The organism is Mesorhizobium sp. ISC25, from assembly GCF_042295465.1.
Lineage (GTDB): Bacteria > Pseudomonadota > Alphaproteobacteria > Rhizobiales > Rhizobiaceae > Mesorhizobium.
The window spans coordinates 3,600,918-3,617,876 of the sequence record NZ_CP135441.1 but is presented as its reverse complement, the minus strand read 5'-3'; the positions used below and the strand labels follow the sequence as shown (position 1 = coordinate 3,617,876).

The window sequence follows — 16,959 nt, the reverse complement described above, 5'->3', positions numbered from 1 at the left end:
CGGACGCGCCGTATGAGTGTGGCTGAAAGCGAAGCGATGGCAGGGCGCGGCGGCGCCCGCGCCGTTGCCGTGGCCTCATCGATCGCCAGGTTCCTGGTCATCGCGATAACGACCTATCTCGGTCTGCTCGCGGTGACCTTCTTCATCGGCCGCGTGATCCCGATCGACCCGGTGCTGGCGGTGCTCGGCGACCGGGCGCCGGCCAACGTCGTCGAACGCACGCGCCGCGAGATGGGCCTCGACCTGCCGCTGGTCGAGCAGTTCTACATCTATGTCAAACATGCCCTGAACGGTGATTTCGGCACCTCGGTGCTGACCACCAATCCGGTGATGACCGATATTCGCCGCGCCTTTCCCGCGACGCTCGAACTGGCGACGCTGGGGACACTGATCGGTTCGGTGATCGGCGTGCCGCTCGGCGTGCTCGCCGCGGTGCGGCGCGGCAGCATCATCGACCAGGTCGTGCGCATCATCGGCCTTGTCGGCTATTCCGTGCCGATCTTCTGGCTGGGACTGCTGGCGCTGGTGCTGTTCTACGCCAAGCTGCAATGGGTCGCCTTTCCCGGCCGCCTCGATGTCGTCTACGAATACACGTTCACGCCGGTTACCGGCTTTTACCTGCTGGATGCACTCTGGCAGCGGCAGTGGGACGTATTTGCCGATGCCTTCCGCCACATCATCCTGCCGGCCTCGCTGCTCGGCTATTTCTCGCTCGCCTATATCAGCCGCATGACCCGCTCCTTCATGCTGAACGAACTCACCCAGGAATACATCGTCGCGGCGCGCGCCAAGGGCCTGTCGGAAACGCGCATCATCTGGGGTCACGCGCTGCGCAACGCTGCGGTGCCGATGGTTACGGTGATCGCTCTGTCCTATGCCGGGCTGCTCGAAGGCTCGGTGCTGACCGAGACGGTGTTTTCGTGGCCGGGCATCGGCCTCTACATCACCAACTCGCTGCAGAACGCCGACATGAATGCCGTGCTTGGCGGCACCATCATCATCGGCTCGGTCTTCATCGCCATCAACCTATTCTCCGACCTGCTCTACCGGGTGCTTGACCCAAGGACCAAGGCGGGATGAGCACCGAAGCGATTCAAACCCGCCGCGACTGGCTGCTCAGCGAGCGGCCGGCGTCGCGCGTGCAGGCAAGGCTCGGCCGCGCCTATGTGGCCTGGCGGCGCTTCTCCGCCAACCGGCTGGCGTTTGCCGGCCTGCTCATCATCATCGCCCTGCTGGTGGTCGCGGCATTCGCCGATGTGCTGGCGCCCTATTCGCCGACGTTCGGCGACCTCAAGGGCTCGCGGCTGCTGGCGCCGAGTGCCGCGCACTGGTTCGGCACCGACGATCTCGGCCGCGATATCTATTCGCGCATCATCTTCGGCTCGCGCTGGACGCTGTACGTCGTCATTCTGGTTGCCATCATCGCCGCGCCGATCGGCTTGCTGGTCGGCACCGTTGCCGGCTATGCCGGCGGCTGGACCGATGCGATCCTGATGCGCATCACCGACATCTTTCTCGCCTTTCCGAAGCTGATCCTGGCGCTGGCCTTCGTCGCCGCGCTCGGCCCCGGCATCGAAAATGCCGTGCTTGCCATCGCCATCACCTCGTGGCCGCCCTATGCCCGCATCGCGCGCGCCGAAACGCTCACGGTGCGCAATTCGGACTACATCAAGGCCGTGCAGCTGATGGGCGCCTCGCCGTTCCGCATCGTGCTTCGCCACATCATGCCGCTCTGCATCTCCTCGCTGATCATCCGGGTGACGCTCGACATGGCCGGCATCATCCTGACCGCCGCCGGCCTCGGCTTCCTCGGCCTCGGCGCGCAGCCGCCGCTGCCGGAATGGGGGGCGATGATCGCATCGGGCCGCCGCTTCGTGCTCGACCAGTGGTGGGTTGCGGGAGCGCCGGGCTTTGCCATCCTCATCGTCAGCCTCGGCTTCAACCTGCTCGGCGACGGCCTGCGCGACGCACTCGACCCCCGAAGCGTTGACCAATGAGCACGCTTCTCGACGTCGACGACCTGCGCGTCACCTTCCCGACGCGCACCGGCCTGATCGAGGCGGTGCGCGGCGTTTCCTTCTCGCTCGGCCGCGAGCGGCTCGGCATCGTCGGCGAGAGCGGTTCGGGCAAGTCGCAGACCGGCCGCGCCATCATGGGCGTCACCCCGCCGCAGGCCGAGGTGACCGCGAAGACGCTCGCTTTTGACGGCATCGACCTGCTGGTCGCCTCGCCGCGCGAGCGCCGCGCGCTCCGCGGCAAGCGTATCGCCATGATCCTGCAGGATCCGAAATATTCGCTCGACCCGGTGATGAGCATTGGCCGCCAGATCGTCGAGACGCTGCGCACGCATGAGAAGGTCTCCAAGGCCGAAGCTCGAGACCGCGCGCTTGCCATGCTGGAGGCTGTGCAGATCCGCGATCCGGCCCGTGTCTTCGACCTGCATCCGCATGAGGTCTCCGGCGGCATGGGCCAGCGTGCCATGATCGCCATGATGCTGATCGCCGGGCCGGAAATGATGATCGCCGACGAGCCGACCTCGGCACTCGACGTCACCGTGCAGCTCGACGTGCTCGGCATCCTCGACCGGCTGGTCAGCGAGCGCGGCATGGGGCTGATCTTCATCTCGCACGATCTGCGCCTGGTCTCGTCTTTCTGCGATCGTGTCATCGTCATGTATGCCGGCAAGGTGGTCGAACAGCTCAAGGCCTCGGAACTCGGCCGCGCCCAGCATCCCTATACGCGCGGCCTGCTCAACTGCATGCCCAAGATCGGCGCCGACCGCCACCCGCTGCCGGTACTCGACCGCAAGCCGGAGTGGGCGGCATGACGGCAGCCCTTTCCGTCGACAGGCTGGAGGTGATGTTCGACCGCTTCCGCGCGCTGAAAGGCGTCAGTCTCGAAGTCGAATCCGGTGAATCCTTCGGCCTCGTCGGCGAGTCCGGCTCCGGCAAGTCGACGCTGCTCAGGGCAATCGCCGGCCTGGCGCCGGCCGCATCAGGCACCATGACCGTCAACGGCAAAACGCTCGGCGCGCGCCGCGACAAGGCGTTTTATCGCGAGGTGCAGATGGTGTTCCAGGACCCGTACGGCTCGCTGCACCCACGCCAGACCGTCGACCGCCTGCTGCAGGAGCCACTCGCCATTCACGGCTTCGCCGACGGCGAAAAGCGCATCCAGCGGGCACTCGACGAGGTCGGCCTGGGCACCGGCTTCCGCTTCCGTTATTCGCATCAATTGTCGGGCGGCCAGCGCCAGCGCGTGGCGATCGCGCGCGCCCTGATTCTGGAACCGTCGATCCTGCTGCTCGACGAGCCGACCTCGGCGCTCGACGCTTCGGTGCAGGCGGAGGTGCTGAACCTGCTGGAAGAGATCAGGCGGCGGCGCAAGCTGACCTTCCTGATGGTCAGCCACGACCTCGCCATCATCACTCACATGTGCGAGCGGCTGATGGTGATGCAGAACGGCGAGGCGATGGAGAATCTGACCGCGGACGATCTTGTCGAACGCCGTGTCACCAAGGATTATACGCGCAATTTGCTGAGGGCAAGCGAGGGGTTCGTGAGGGCTTAGCGGTATCTTTCTATTCCACGTGCTGCGACTCAATTCGCAACCGTGCGGTCAGGCCACGCTGCCTATAGGAACCTCGTCGCCACCGTTTGCGCTCTCCTCGTTTTCAGGCGTTCCTTTCGGCTCCTTGATCCGAAACCACGTCACATAGAGCGCTGGCAGGAACAGCAGTGTGATCGCCGTGCCGGCGATGATGCCGCCCATCATGGCATAGGCCATCGGCCCCCAGAACACTTCGCGTGCGATCGGGATCAGCGCCAGGCTCGCGGCCGCCGCCGTCAGCGCGATCGGCCGCATGCGATGCTCGGTCGCCTCGATGACGGCGGCCCAGCGGTCCTTGCCCTCGTTCACAAGATCCTCGATCTGGACGATCAGGATGACAGAATTGCGGATCAGGATGCCGATCAGCGCCAGCACGCCGAGGATGGCAACGAAGCCGAGCGGTGCCCCGCTCGGCACCAGCGCGGCCACCACGCCGATCAGGCCGAGCGGCGCCACCGCCACGACCAGGAACAAGCGCTGGAAGCTCTGCAACTGCACCATCAGGATGGTCGCCATGATGAACAGCATCAGCGGCACCACGGCGGCTATCGGCCCCTGGCTGTTGGCGCTTTCCTCGACCGAGCCGGCGGTGGCGATCGAATAGCCCGGTGGCAATTTGGCGATGAAGGCGTCGACCGACGGTTTCACCTCGTTGACCACGGTGGCGGGCAGCACGTCGCCGACCAGCCCGGCGCGCACGGTGATGGTCGGGATGCGGTCGCGGCGCCACACCGTCGGCTGTTCGAGCTCGTAGCGGAAGTTTGCCACAGCGGCCAGCGGGATCGCCTCGCCGGTTCCGGTTGGCAATTGCATGTTCTGCAGTGTGCCGATCGAACCCCGTTCGGCCTCGCGCGAACGGGCCACCACATTGATCAGATAGGTCGCGTCTCGCACCTGGGTGATGGTGGAGCCGCCAACCGTGCTGTTCAGCGCGCTGGCGATATCCGAAGAAGTGATACCGAGTTGCCGCGCCTTGTCCTGCAGCACGTCGACCCTCAGCACGCGCTCGGGTTCGTTCCAGTCGAAAGTGGGTGCGGCCAGCTGCGGATTGGCGGAAATGATGCCGGCGAATTCCTGCGCCAGTCTCCGTACCGTCTGGACGTCAGGACCGCCGACGCGGTACTGCACCGGCCGCCCGACCGGCGGCCCGAGTTCGAGCGGCTTGACGAAGGCGTCGGTGCCGACGAACTCGTCGCGCAGCAGCTTTTCGAGTGCCGGCTTGACCCGATTGCGCGCCTCGATGCTCTTGGTGACGATGACGGTCTGGCCGAAATAGGGATTGGCCGGTTGCACGTCATAGGCCAGCACGAAGCGAACCGCGCCCTGGCCGATATAGGAGCTGAAGTGGTCGATATCGGGATTGCCGACCAGCGCCCGCTGTTCGAACCGCTCCATCTGGTCCCGGGTCTCGGCAATTGAGGAGTTCTGCGGCAGATTCCAGTCGACGATCAGTTCGGGACGGTCGGATGGTGGAAAGAACTGCTGCTGGACGAGGCCAAAGCCGGCCAGCGACGCCGCGAACAACAGCACCGTGGCGATGATGGTCAGCCAGTGATGGCGCACCGAGCCGACGAGGACGCGCCGGAACAGCGCGGTGAAGCGGCCGGGCTTTTCATGGTGCTGCTTCATCGTCGCCGGCAGGATGGTGACGCCGAGCAGCGGCGCAAACAGCACCGCGACGATCCATGACACCAGGAGCGACACGGCGATGACGACGAACAGCGTGAAAGTGTATTCGCCGGCGGCGCTGTTGTTGAGGCCGATCGGGATGAAGCCCGCGACCGTCACCAGCGTGCCGGTCAGCATCGGAAAGGCGGTCGAGGTGTAGACATAGGTCGCCGCCTTGCGCAGATTGTCACCGACCTCCAGCCGAGCCACCATCATCTCCACCGCGATCATGGCGTCATCGACAAGAAGGCCGAGCGAGATGATCAGTGCGCCGAGCGAAATGCGCTGCAGCGATATGCCGAGATAGGCCATGACAGTGAAGGTGATGGCCAGCACCAGCGGGATCGACAGCGCCACGACGAAGCCGGCGCGCATGCCGAGGCTGATGAAGGACACGGCAAGCACGATGGCCACCGCCTCGAACAGGGCGCGCGTGAAACCGGAAACCGCCTCCTCGACGATGACAGGCTGGTCGGCGACCAGATGCACGCCGACGCCGACCGGCAGGTCGGCCAGCACCTTGTTCATCTCCTCGTGCAGGGCCTCGCCGAACTCCAGCAGATTGGCATTAGGCTTCATGCCGATGGCGAGGCCGATCGCGTCCTGCCCGTTGAAGCGGAACAACGCCGTCGGCGGGTCGACATAGCCGCGCGAAATCGTCGCCACGTCGCTCAGCCGGAAGAAGCGATCGTTGACGCGCAAATTGATGGCGCGAAGGCTCTCTTCCGAGGTGAACTGGCCGCTGACGCGCACGCTGATGCGCTCCGGCCCGGACTGGATGACGCCGGATGGGGTGATTGCGTTCTGCGCCTGCAGGCTGGCCACGATCGCTTGCTGGTTGAGGCCGAGGGCCGCGATCTGGCGGGTCGAGAATTCGAGGTAGATCACTTCGTCCTGGGCACCGACCAGATCGACCTTGCCGGCATTCGGCACGGTCAGGATCTTTGTCCTGACATCCTCGACATAGTCGCGCAACTGGCGCGGCGTCAGCCCGTCGGCGGTGAAGGCATAGATGTTGCCGTAGACGTCGCCGAAGCGGTCGTTGAAGAATGGTCCCTGCACGCCTTGGGGAAACTGCGCCCAGATGTCGTTGACCATGTTGCGCACCTGCAGCCAGGTCGGCACGACATTGCGCGCCTTGGTCGTCGGCTTCAGGTTGACGAAGATGACGGTCTTGCCGGCAGAGGTGACGGATTTGGTATAGTCGAGGCTGTCGAGCTCTTCGAGCTTCTTCTCGATGCGATCGGTCACTTGCCGCACCGTCTCGTTGACCGATGCGCCCGGCCAGTTGGCCTGGATGACCATGGTCTTGATGGTGAAGGCGGGGTCTTCCTCGCGGCCGAGATTGAGATAGGCAAAGACGCCGGCCACGACGAAGACCAGCATGAAATACCACACCAGCGAGCGATGGCTGAGCGCCCAGTCGGAGAGGTTGAAGCCCTTCATATGGCCTCTCCCTCAGAGATCTTGACCTTCTGTCCCTCGGTCAGGCTGTGGACGCCGGCGGTGACGACGCGCATGCCTGTATTGAGGCCCTCGGCGACGGTGAAAGTGGCGGCACCCTTGGCGGCAATTTTGATGTCGCGGGCACGCACGCTCGACGTCTGCTGGTCGACGATCCAGACCTTTTCTCTGCCGTTCTTCTCCAGCAGCGCCGACAGCGGCAACTCGATCGTCGGCGTGATCTTGGCAATGCGGGTCGCCGTCACAGTCGAACCAAGCCTGAATGCCGGCGGCGGATCGATGAGCGTCAGCCGGACGCGGCGCGTGCGGGTCGAACCTTCGGCCTGCGGGGCGATCTCGCGCAGCTTGGCGTCGCTGCGTATCGTCGGCAGCGATTGCAGGATGATCTGGAAGGGGGTGCCGAAGGCGAGATCGCGGGTCAACTGGTCGGGAATGTCGACGACTGCTTCACGCGGGTCAGAGCGCGCCACCGTGACGACGGTCTGGCCGGGCGAGACCGTCTGGCCGACCTCGGCGCCGACGGCGGTGACCACGCCATCGAAGTCCGAGAACAACCTGGTATAGCCAAGCTGTTCCTGCGATTTGGCCAGCGCCGCATTGGCCCGCTCGACACCGGCCGCGGCGGCCTGCCTGGCTTGCCGCGCGGCGTCGAAGACGGCCTGCGAGGTGTTAGCGGCGACAAGCAACTGGCGCTGGCGCTCCTCGCTGGCAGCGGCATTGGCAAATTGCGCCTGCGCGTTGGAGAGTTCTGCCTTCGCCGCCTGCACGGCAAGCTCCAGCGCCGTCGGATCGAGCGCCGCGATCGTCGTGCCCCTGGTGACGATATCGCCGACCTTGAGATCGCGGGCGACGACCCGGCCAAGCAGGCGGAAGGCAAGGTCGGCGCTGAACTGCGGTTCGACAGATCCGGCGAATCCGAAGGTCTCTACGGTGCGGGGCTCGACCACCATCGACAGCACCGGCCGGATGATCTCGGGCGGCTTCTCTTCCGATTGCGAGCAGGCGCCGAGCACGAGCCCAAACAGGGCAGGAACAAGCGGGGCAGGGCTGCGCACGAGCCGGTTCATTGCTCCGCTCCCGCTATCTCGACGGTCTGGCCGGGGCTGAGCAACTGGCCGCCGGCAGTGACGACCGTTTGGCCTGCCTCGAGCCCCCTGTCGATGATGACCGAGCCGGATCCGAAGGCCAGCACCTCCACCTGTCTCGCTGCCACCGCCTTGGTCGCTTGATCGACGACCCAGACGGCCGGCTTGCCCGCGCTCAAGGTCAATGCCTGCCACGGCACGATGACGGCCTTCGACGGCTGGGCGCTGACCGACCCGATGACGGCCGCGCCGAGCGGCATGCCCGCGGGCGTGTCGGGAATGGCGACCTTGACCCGGATCGAGCCTGAAGTCGGATCGACCGCCGGCGAGATTTCACGCACCTTGCCCATCGCCTTGATCTGCGGATCCGACAACAGCGTGATTGTCACCGCGGGTGCTGCCGGCGTCTTTGCTACCATCGTTTCCTCTACGTTGAAGACCGCATCGCGGTCACCGTCCTCGGCAAGGGTGAAGACGGTCTGCGCCGCCTGCACCACCTGCCCGGCTTCGACCTGGCGCACTGTGATCACGCCTGCCGCACCCGACTTGAGTTCGGTGAAGGAAAGGTCCTCTTTTGCATTGGCGAGCGCGCTCTGAGCGGCATCGACGCTGCCTCGCGCCACCTTCGACGCCTGCTCGGCCGCATCATAGTCGCGCCTCGTGGTGTAGCCCTGGGCAAGCAGTGTCTTTTGCCGTTCGAAGGCGGCGGCGGCCTGGGTCAATTGCGCCTGCGCGGCGTCGAGATCGGCCTGCGCCGAGCGCAAGTCGAATTCCTGTTCCTGCGGATCGATGCGGGCGAGCACGGTACCTTGATCGACATGCTTCCCGACGTCGACAAGCCGTTCGGCGACGCGGCCGCCGACCCGGAACGAAAGATTGTTTAGCGTGCGCGCCGCGATCACACCGGTGAGCGAAGTCCTTGGCGCATAGTTGGCGATCGCCACGGTCTCGGTGAGGACCATGACTGGCAGTTTCTTCGCGGCGGCCTCCTGCTTCTGGCAACCGGCCAAAAGCAAAGGCAGCATTGCCATTGCGCAGGCTAGAATTGTGGAGGCAGGAAAAGACAAATGGCTGGGGGTTTTGACCGACGGCGGCGAGACGGACAATGTCGCGTTCCTGCTCATAACTCCCTCAACCGCGTGGACCGCCCTCTGTAGCAAGACGGCGCGGACAATGGCGAGGATAATTGATCCCCGCAAAAAGGAAACCTCTTCTCGTACGCGTATAGGCGGTTGGGTTAGGCTCGCCAGTTAACGCATCGGCGGCAGGCCCAATCGCCCGCCGCCAGTGCCAACTTGAGGAAAGCGTGAAATAAGGTCAGAAGAGTCTCAACAGCCATCAAACGAGAGCGGGCGCCGGCCCGGTGAGGGGTACGATGACAAATTCAGCCATTTCCGAACGCAAGAGCCAGTCGATTTCGCGCGGCGTCGGCATGACCACTCAGATCTATGCCGATCGCGCCGAAAACTCGGAAATCTGGGATGTGGAAGGCCGCCGCTACATCGATTTCTCGTCCGGCATCGCCGTCGTCAACACCGGCCACCGTCACCCCAGGGTGATCGAAGCGGTCAAGGCGCAGCTCGACCGCTTCACCCACACCTGCTACCAGGTCGTGCCCTATGAGAGCTATATCCGGCTGGCCGAACGGCTGAACGGTATGCTGCCCGGCAAGTTCGACAAGAAGACGATTTTCGTCACCACCGGCGCCGAGGCGGTGGAGAATGCCATCAAGATCGCCCGCAACGCCACCGGCCGGCCGGCGGTCATCGCTTTTTCCGGCGGCTTCCACGGCCGCACCTTCATGGGCATGGCGCTGACCGGCAAGGTCGTGCCCTACAAGGTCGGCTTCGGCGCCATGCCGGCCGATGTCTTCCATGCGCCGTTCCCGGTTGCGTTGCACGGCGTGTCGGTCGCCGATTCGTTGGCGGCGCTCGACCGGCTGTTCAAGGCCGATGTCGATCCGGCCCGCGTCGCCGCCATCATCGTCGAGCCGGTGCAGGGCGAGGGCGGCTTCTACGAGGCGCCGCGCGACTTCATGGCCGCATTGCGCAAGATCTGCGACCAGCACGGCATGCTGCTGATCGCCGACGAGGTGCAGACCGGCTTTGCCCGCACCGGCAAGATGTTCGCCATGGACCACCATGAGGTGGCAGCCGACATCACCACCATGGCCAAGAGCCTGGCCGGCGGCTTCCCGTTGGCGGCGGTCACCGGGCGTGCCGAGATTATGGATGCGCCGAATCCCGGCGGGCTCGGCGGCACCTATGGCGGCAGCCCGATCGGCGTCGCCGCGGCGCATGCCGTGCTCGACGTCATCGATGAGGAGAAGCTCTGCTACCGCGCCAACACGCTAGGCAACCGTCTGAAGCAGCGCCTGCAATCGATCCGCGACGAAGCGCCTGAGATCGTCGATATCCGAGGACCCGGCTTCATGAACGCGGTCGAGTTCAACGATGTGACGAAGGGCCTGCCGTCGCCGGAACTCGCCAATGCGGTCCGGCTGAAGGCGCTCGACAAGGGCCTGATCCTGCTGACCTGCGGCGTCTACGGCAACGTCATCCGCTTCCTCGCGCCGATCACCATCCAGGACGCCGTCATGAACGAGGCGCTCGATATCGTGGAAAGCTCGATCCGCGCCGCCCGCGCCGCCTGAACTATCCGGCCACTCTTGCCGGCTCTGACTGCTGGAATGCGGCGAGCGCCGCCTTCAGTCCATCAGGCCCGGTCGCGACAATCTGCGGCGACGGCGAAAAGCCGGCGCCGAGCATCTTGCGGCCAAGCATGTGGTCGCCCGGCCGGTTGACCGATTCGATGCCGAGCAGCCGGCTTCCGGCATAGTGGTAGATGGAGAATTTGTTCTCGGCCACGTCGCCCAGCACGACATGGCTGTCGCCGCCCGAAATCAGGCCGACCATCTGCAGCTTCATGTCGCCGATATCGGACCAGAACCACGGCACCGCCGAGTAATTGTCGGCGTGGCCGACGATCGTGCGCGCGGCGAGCCGCGCCTGGTCTGTGGCGTTCTGCACCGATTCCAGCCGCACATCGCCGCCGGTGAACCAGTGCCGGTAGGAGGCGGCATCGCCGATGGCGAGGATTTCCGGCACGGACGTGCGCATCTGCTGGTCGACGCGGATGCCGTTGGCGATGGCAATGCCGGCGGCTTCGGCCAATTCGACATTGGGCACGACGCCGATGCCGATGACGACCATCTGCGCCGGCAATCTTTCGTCGGATGAGGTGATAGCAACCGAAACACGGCCGTTCTCGTCCTCCAGCCGTTCGATGGTGGTGCCGGTAAGGATGCGCACACCGGTGGCCTCCAGCCGCTGGCGCACATGGCGGGCGATGACCGGTGCCACGGCGCGGCCGAGCAGCCGGTCGACGGCTTCGACCACCGCAACCTTGCGGCCGGCCGCGGTGAGCGTTGCGGCAATCTCCAGGCCGATGAAGCCGCCGCCGAGGATGACGACCTCCTCGCTCTGCGCGCTCAATTCGCGGATCAGGCGGGCATCGCCGAGCGAGCGCAGCGACACAACGCCGGAAAGCTCCGAACCCGGCAGCGGCAACAGGCGCGGCCGCGCGCCGGTGGCGAGGACAAGCCGGTCGAACGGCAGCACGCCGCCGCCCGATATCTCCAGCCGGCGGCCGCCTACGTCGATCCGCTCGATCCGGATGCCTGGCCGGAAGTCGATGGTGCTGCCGGTATAAAAAGCCTCGCCGCGCAACGGCTGCGGCTTTGCTTGCTGATCCTTGATGAAGGTCTTCGACAGCGGCGGCTTATGGTAGGGCAATTCGTTTTCGTCGCCGATCAGGATCACCGACCCGTCATAGCCTTCTTCGCGCAGGCTGGCGGCCGCTTGCACGCCCGCATGACCCGCACCGACAATGACGACCCCGTTCTTCATAACAGCCCGATTCCTCATCCAAATCTAGGACGTCCCGCCAGGTGGCGATTGTCCGGCGCCGCCGCAAGAGCGCCGATCCGGGTCGCACCCGGAACGGCCGCCTGTCAACTGCGTCATGCGCCGGCATTCCTGATACGTCGGCGTTAAAGTTGACAGTTCTAGTTTAGAATAATTCTAAACTGTTGTTTCAATTGAATTTTTTCTACGCCACCAGTTGACATCCGGCGTCTTCGCCGTTTTATGGAAGCTCGCGCGTCAGCGCATCCCTTTGATGTCTGGGCCTTGAACCCTTTCGATTGGAGGCATCTCGGTGTCTTTCTTCCGCGAACCGCGCGATGGCGCGGCCCTTCTGCCCGCTGGCAACTGCCCGCCGCGGCGCCGGCATTTCATTGATTCCCGAGGAGAGACAGTCATGAGAACGATGATCACGGCGCGGTATGGCGGCAGGCTTGCGGCGATCGGCGCCACCGCGATGCTTACAGCGGCGGTGTTCGTGTTGCCGGCCAAGGCGCAAACCGATGCCAAGGCGGTCATCAAGACTTATTCCGACATCGCGCTCGCCAAATACGAGGATTCGCTGATCACGGCCGAGGCTCTCGACAAGGCTGTCGATGCGCTGCTCGCCAAGCCATCGGCCGAAACGCTGAACGCCGCCCGCGATGCCTGGAAGGCATCGCGCGTTCCCTATCAGCAGACCGAGGTCTATCGCTTCGGCAATGCCATCGTCGACGACTGGGAAGGCAAGGTGAACTCCTGGCCGCTCGACGAAGGCTTGATCGACTATGTTGCCAAGAGCTACGGCACCGAGTCGGACGCCAACGCGCTCTACACCGCCAATGTGATCGCCAACAAGTCGATCGAGATCAACGGCAAGAAGGTCGACGCCACCAATCTGACGCCGGAGTTCCTCTCCGGCACCCTGCAGGAGGCCGGCGGTATCGAGTCCAATGTGGCGACCGGCTATCACGCCATCGAATTCCTGCTTTGGGGGCAAGACCTGCACGGCACCGGTCCGGGCGCCGGCGAGCGGCCCTACACCGATTACGACCTCGCCAATTGCACCGGCGGCAATTGCGACCGCCGTGCGCAATACCTGAAGTCGGCGAGCGACCTTCTGGTTTCCGATCTCAAGAATATGGTTGACGACTGGAAGGAAGGCGGCGCCGCCCGCAGGAACCTTGTCGATGGCGAGCAGAATGCCGCCATTTCGATCATCTTCACCGGCATGGGCTCGCTGTCCTACGGCGAGCTCGCCGGCGAGCGGATGAAGCTCGGCCTCTTGCTGCACGATCCGGAAGAGGAGCACGATTGCTTCTCCGACAACACCTACAACTCCCATCTCTATGACGCGATCGGCATCCGTGACGCCTATCACGGCAGCTACACGCGGCTTGACGGCACTGTCGTCGAGGGGCCGTCGGTGGCCGACATGGTCAAGCAGGCCCATCCGGCGATCGACAAGGAATTGTCGGCTAAGCTGGATGTCACCATCGCCAAGATGGAGGACATCAAGGCGCGGGTGCTCGCCGGCGAGGCCTATGACCAGCAGATCGGAGAGGGCAACGCCGAAGGCAACGCCAACGTGCAGGCGGCGATCGACGCGCTGGTCGATCAGACCAAGTCGATCGAACGCGCCGTCGGTACCCTGAAGCTCAATGCCATAGCCTTCGAGGGCTCGGACAGCCTCGATTCACCGGACAAGGTGTTCCAGTAAACTTCGAAACCACCAGCCACGCGGCGCAACGAAGCGCCGTTAGCCAGAGCGACAAATGCTGATCTGCCATTGCAACATCATCACCGAAAAGGAGATAGAGCAGACGATCGTCGGACTGCTGGATGAGGACCCCTGGCAGCTGATCGTGCCGGCGAAGGTCTATCATACCATGCACAAGCGCGGTCGCTGTTGCGGCTGCTTCCCAAATGTGGTCGAAACGATCATTCGGGTCACCGAAAATTACCACGCCCGCTCGGCGGCGAGCGGCGTGGACATCGTTTCACACCTGGATCGCGTCAGAGGCCTGCGCATCCAATACGGGAGCAGAACCCATGAAAGGCGAACAGCAGATCATAGAGCGGCTTAACGAGGCTCTGTTTCTGGAACTTGGGGCGGTCAATCAATACTGGGTGCATTTCCGGCTGCTGGAAGACTGGGGATACGCCAAGCTGGCGAAGAAGGAACGCGCTGAATCGATCGAGGAAATGCACCATGCCGACCGGCTCGTGGCGCGCATCATCTTCCTCGAGGGCCATCCGAACCTGCAGTCCGTGGCGCCGCTGCGCATCGGGCAGAATGTCAAGGAAGTGCTCGAATCCGATCTTGCCGGCGAATATGACGCGCGCACCGCCTACAAGCGTTCGCGCGAGGTTTGCAACGAAGCAGGCGACTACGTGACGATGAAGCTGTTCGAGGAATTGCTGGCTGACGAGGAAGGTCATATCGACTTCCTCGAGACACAACTCGACCTGCTCGCCTCGATCGGCGAGGAAAAGTACGGCCAGCTCAACGCGGCGTCGGCCGACGAGGCGGAATAAGGATATGCCGGAATGCGGCGCCCCCTAGATTTCATGCGCCGCTTACGGCCGGCCGAGCATTGCGGCCTGCCGCCTCAGAAGAAGCCGCGATACGGTATCCTTCGCGGCGCCTTTCTTGCCGTGGTGGCGACGCTCACGGCCTCGGCGCTGGCCGGGGCGCCGCAACCGGCGGGGCTTGCCACCAGCCGCACCGATCTGACACCGAAGGATCTGGCGCGCGTCATCGCCATCACCAAGCCGACCGGCGATTTCTCCAAGCCCGAGCAATTCGAGCTGATGCAGGGCGGCGCCGGCACCTCGAAGAAGGACGTCAACAAGGACGCCTTCTCGCAATCCTCTGCCAACATCAGCTTCGAGGAAGAGGGTACCTTCAAGCTCGGCAACGCCATTTTCCGCAAGAACTGGGTGTCGTCGCCATCCTCGACGCAGGCCTCGGATGGGCTCGGTCCGCTGTTCAACGAGCGCGCCTGCCAGAACTGTCATCTGAAGGACGGTCGCGGCCATCCGCCCGAAGGCGACAGCGGCACCACCTCGATGTTCCTGCGCCTGGCAAGGGAAGCCAGTAGCGAGGAGGAGAAGGCCGCGCTCGCCGATCACAAGGTGCTCAACTTCCCCGACCCGGTCTATGGCGCACAACTTCAGGAGCTGGCCGTTCCCGGCTTGCAGGGCGAAGGCAGGATGCATGTCGATTATCAGGAGCAAAAAGTAAAACTGGCAGACGGCAGCACCGTGTGGCTGCGCAAGCCGAGCTATTCGGTCGAGGGTCTCGCCTACGGGCCGCTCGATCCACACACCACGCTGTCGCCGCGCATGACACCGCCGATGATCGGCCTTGGCCTGGTCGAGCGGATCGCTCCTGCCGACATCCTTGCGCGTGCCGATGCGGCCGACCGCGATGGTGACGGGATTTCCGGCAGGCCCAACATAATACGCGACGGCAGCAGCGGTGAACTGACGCTCGGCCGTTTCGGCTGGAAGGCGCAGGCGGCATCGATCCGCCAGCAATCGGCGGACGCTTTTGCCGGCGATATCGGCATTTCGACGCCTGAGGTGCCGAAGCACTGGGGCGATTGCACCGCCGCAGAAAAGACCTGCCTTGCCCTACCCAACGGTGTGAAGGAGCGCCTCGGTCCGGTCGAAGCTCCACCGCCGGTCATGGACCTCGTTACCTTCTATTCGCAAAACCTTGCCGTGCCGGCCCGGCGCGATCTCGACAGACCGGATGTGCTCGCCGGCAAAAAACTGTTCTACGATATGGGCTGCATCTCCTGCCATACGCCGAAATTCGTCACCCGTCGCGGCACCCCGAACAAGGCGCAGGCCTTCCAGCTGATCTGGCCTTATTCCGATTTCCTGCTGCATGACATGGGACCCGGCCTTGCCGACGGACAGGCGGTGGGCGAGGCCACGGGAAGCGAATGGCGCACGCCGCCGCTGTGGGGCATCGGGCTCACCCAGACCGTCAGCGGCAACATCTTCTTCCTGCATGACGGGCGCGCGCGCAGCCTGGCCGAGGCAATCCTGTGGCATGGCGGCGAGGGCCAGAAGGCGCGTGACCGCTTCGCCGCTGCCGATGCGGCCGACCGCGCCGCGCTGATCAAGTTTCTGGAGTCGCTCTGATGCGGAAGCGTCTTGCACTCGCTCTGATGCTGGTCCTCGCCGGTGCGCTGCCGGCATCCGCCGCGGTGAAGGCTTCGATGTGATCCAGCGGGCGATCGACGGCTTCGTCCGCCCGGCCTATGCCAGGCTGCATGACCATGCGGACAGCTTGACCGAGGCAATGCACACGCTTTGCCAGGCGCCCTCGCAAGACAATCTCGATGCGGCGCGCGCAGAATTCTCGGGTGTCGTGGATGCCTGGTCGGTGGTGGAAATCGTCCGTTTCGGCCCGATCTCCGAAAACAACCGGCTCGAGCGCATGCTGTTTTGGCCGGACCGCAAGAGCATCGGCCTGAAGCAGGTGCAGGCAGGACTTGCCGGCAAGGATCCGACAGCCGCCGATCCGGCCCAGCTGGCGACAAAGAGCGTCGCCATGCAAGGGCTCGGCGCACTGGAATTCGTGCTCCATGGCGACGGCGCCGGTCAATTGGCCGGTAGGGACGACGCTTATCGCTGCGCCTATGGCGCGGCCATTGCCGGCAATATCGAGGCAATCGCCGGCGAGGTCGGCGATGCCTGGACCAAGCCCGACGGCTTTGCCGCGCTCTGGGCCAATCCGGGTCCGCAGAACACGCTCTACCACGACGGCACCGAAGCGGTGACCGAACTGGTCGGCGTCTTCATCAACGAGTTGGAAATGGTCCGCGACGTACGTCTGAAGGGCTTCCTGGGCGCCAAGCCGGAGGCCGACAAACCGAAACAGGCGATCTATTGGCGCTCGCAAAACACCGCCCGCTCGCTGACCGGGAATCTGGCGGGCATGGACGCGCTGTTCCAGGCCTCGCAGCTTGGTGACGCGCTGCCGCCCGATGCGCGCTGGATAGCGGAATCGGTCCACATCCAGCTCACCAACGGGATTGAGGCGGCCAAGTCGATCAGGGGTCCGATTAACAAGGCACTTGCCGATCCGGCGCTGCGCCGCAAGCTCGACTATTTCTCCCTGGTGACATCCAGCCTGACGACCCTGATCGGCACCAGGCTGACCGCCGAATTCGGCCTGACCGCCGGGTTCTCGTCACTGGATGGCGACTGAT

General features: G+C 64.4%; 13 protein-coding genes and 1 pseudogene. 10 read left to right on the top strand and 4 right to left on the bottom strand.

The genetic code is table 11. From position 1 onward, the window contains the following. The first annotated feature begins 12 nt into the window (after window positions 1-12). Genes RQ479_RS17995 through RQ479_RS17980 form a run of 4 tightly spaced genes read left to right on the top strand, consistent with a single transcriptional unit; the run spans window position 13 to window position 3,570 of the window. Entirely contained in the window at window positions 13-1,080 is a 1,068-nt protein-coding gene (locus RQ479_RS17995; RefSeq protein ID WP_376702053.1) for an ABC transporter permease, read from the top strand. Beyond that, a complete protein-coding gene (gene nikC / locus RQ479_RS17990) occupies window positions 1,077-1,997 on the top strand; it encodes a nickel transporter permease (RefSeq protein ID WP_376702052.1) in 921 nt (306 codons plus the stop codon). The genes RQ479_RS17995 and nikC overlap by 4 nt, the downstream gene beginning before the upstream one ends. Next, complete coding sequence (locus RQ479_RS17985; protein WP_376702051.1) at window positions 1,994-2,827, top strand: ABC transporter ATP-binding protein; 834 nt, start codon at window positions 1,994-1,996, stop codon at window positions 2,825-2,827. The genes nikC and RQ479_RS17985 overlap by 4 nt, the downstream gene beginning before the upstream one ends. Further along, window positions 2,824-3,570 (top strand): ABC transporter ATP-binding protein, encoded by a 747-nt coding sequence (locus RQ479_RS17980; protein ID WP_376702050.1) that lies wholly within the window; start codon window positions 2,824-2,826, stop codon window positions 3,568-3,570. Before RQ479_RS17985 ends, RQ479_RS17980 begins: the two co-directional genes overlap by 4 nt. 48 nt (window positions 3,571-3,618) lie before the next feature. Here RQ479_RS17980 and RQ479_RS17975 read toward each other — a convergent pair whose 3' ends face one another. Genes RQ479_RS17975 through RQ479_RS17965 form a run of 3 tightly spaced genes read right to left on the bottom strand, consistent with a single transcriptional unit; the run spans window position 3,619 to window position 8,788 of the window. Beyond that, on the bottom strand, window positions 3,619-6,723 hold the full coding sequence (locus RQ479_RS17975; RefSeq protein ID WP_376702049.1) for an efflux RND transporter permease subunit: 3,105 nt from the start codon (window positions 6,721-6,723) through the stop codon (window positions 3,619-3,621). Continuing rightward, window positions 6,720-7,808, bottom strand: coding sequence for an efflux RND transporter periplasmic adaptor subunit (locus RQ479_RS17970; RefSeq protein WP_376702048.1), 1,089 nt, complete (start codon window positions 7,806-7,808; stop codon window positions 6,720-6,722). Before RQ479_RS17970 ends, RQ479_RS17975 begins: the two co-directional genes overlap by 4 nt. Next, window positions 7,805-8,788: an efflux RND transporter periplasmic adaptor subunit gene (locus tag RQ479_RS17965; protein WP_376702047.1), complete on the bottom strand. Its 984-nt coding sequence runs from the start codon at window positions 8,786-8,788 to the stop codon at window positions 7,805-7,807. The genes RQ479_RS17970 and RQ479_RS17965 overlap by 4 nt, the downstream gene beginning before the upstream one ends. Window positions 8,789-9,201: 413 nt before the next feature. On the opposite strand from RQ479_RS17965, the gene RQ479_RS17960 reads away from it, so the two are divergent. Beyond that, window positions 9,202-10,479: a 4-aminobutyrate--2-oxoglutarate transaminase gene (locus RQ479_RS17960; protein ID WP_376702046.1), complete on the top strand. Its 1,278-nt coding sequence runs from the start codon at window positions 9,202-9,204 to the stop codon at window positions 10,477-10,479. Window position 10,480: 1 nt separating this feature from the next. On the opposite strand, the gene RQ479_RS17955 is transcribed toward RQ479_RS17960, so the two are convergent. After that, entirely contained in the window at window positions 10,481-11,734 is a 1,254-nt protein-coding gene (locus RQ479_RS17955) for an NAD(P)/FAD-dependent oxidoreductase (RefSeq protein WP_376702045.1), read from the bottom strand. 421 nt (window positions 11,735-12,155) lie between these two features. On the opposite strand from RQ479_RS17955, the gene RQ479_RS17950 reads away from it, so the two are divergent. The 5 genes and pseudogenes from RQ479_RS17950 to RQ479_RS17930 all read left to right on the top strand — a co-directional run bounded on the left by RQ479_RS17950 (window position 12,156) and on the right by RQ479_RS17930 (window position 16,958). Then, on the top strand, window positions 12,156-13,448 hold the full coding sequence (locus RQ479_RS17950; RefSeq protein ID WP_376705968.1) for an imelysin family protein: 1,293 nt from the start codon (window positions 12,156-12,158) through the stop codon (window positions 13,446-13,448). Window positions 13,449-13,503: 55 nt separating this feature from the next. Then, window positions 13,504-13,815, top strand: a complete 312-nt coding sequence (locus tag RQ479_RS17945) for a (2Fe-2S)-binding protein (protein ID WP_376702044.1) — start codon at window positions 13,504-13,506, stop codon at window positions 13,813-13,815. After that, entirely contained in the window at window positions 13,781-14,266 is a 486-nt protein-coding gene (gene bfr / locus RQ479_RS17940; protein WP_023676883.1) for a bacterioferritin, read from the top strand. Before RQ479_RS17945 ends, bfr begins: the two co-directional genes overlap by 35 nt. A gap of 12 nt (window positions 14,267-14,278) precedes the next feature. Beyond that, a complete protein-coding gene (locus tag RQ479_RS17935) occupies window positions 14,279-15,886 on the top strand; it encodes a di-heme oxidoredictase family protein (protein ID WP_376702043.1) in 1,608 nt (535 codons plus the stop codon). Continuing rightward, window positions 15,886-16,958: pseudogene (locus RQ479_RS17930) on the top strand (imelysin family protein). The gene RQ479_RS17935 and the pseudogene RQ479_RS17930 overlap by 1 nt, the downstream one beginning before the upstream one ends. The last annotated feature ends 1 nt before the right edge of the window (window position 16,959 follow it).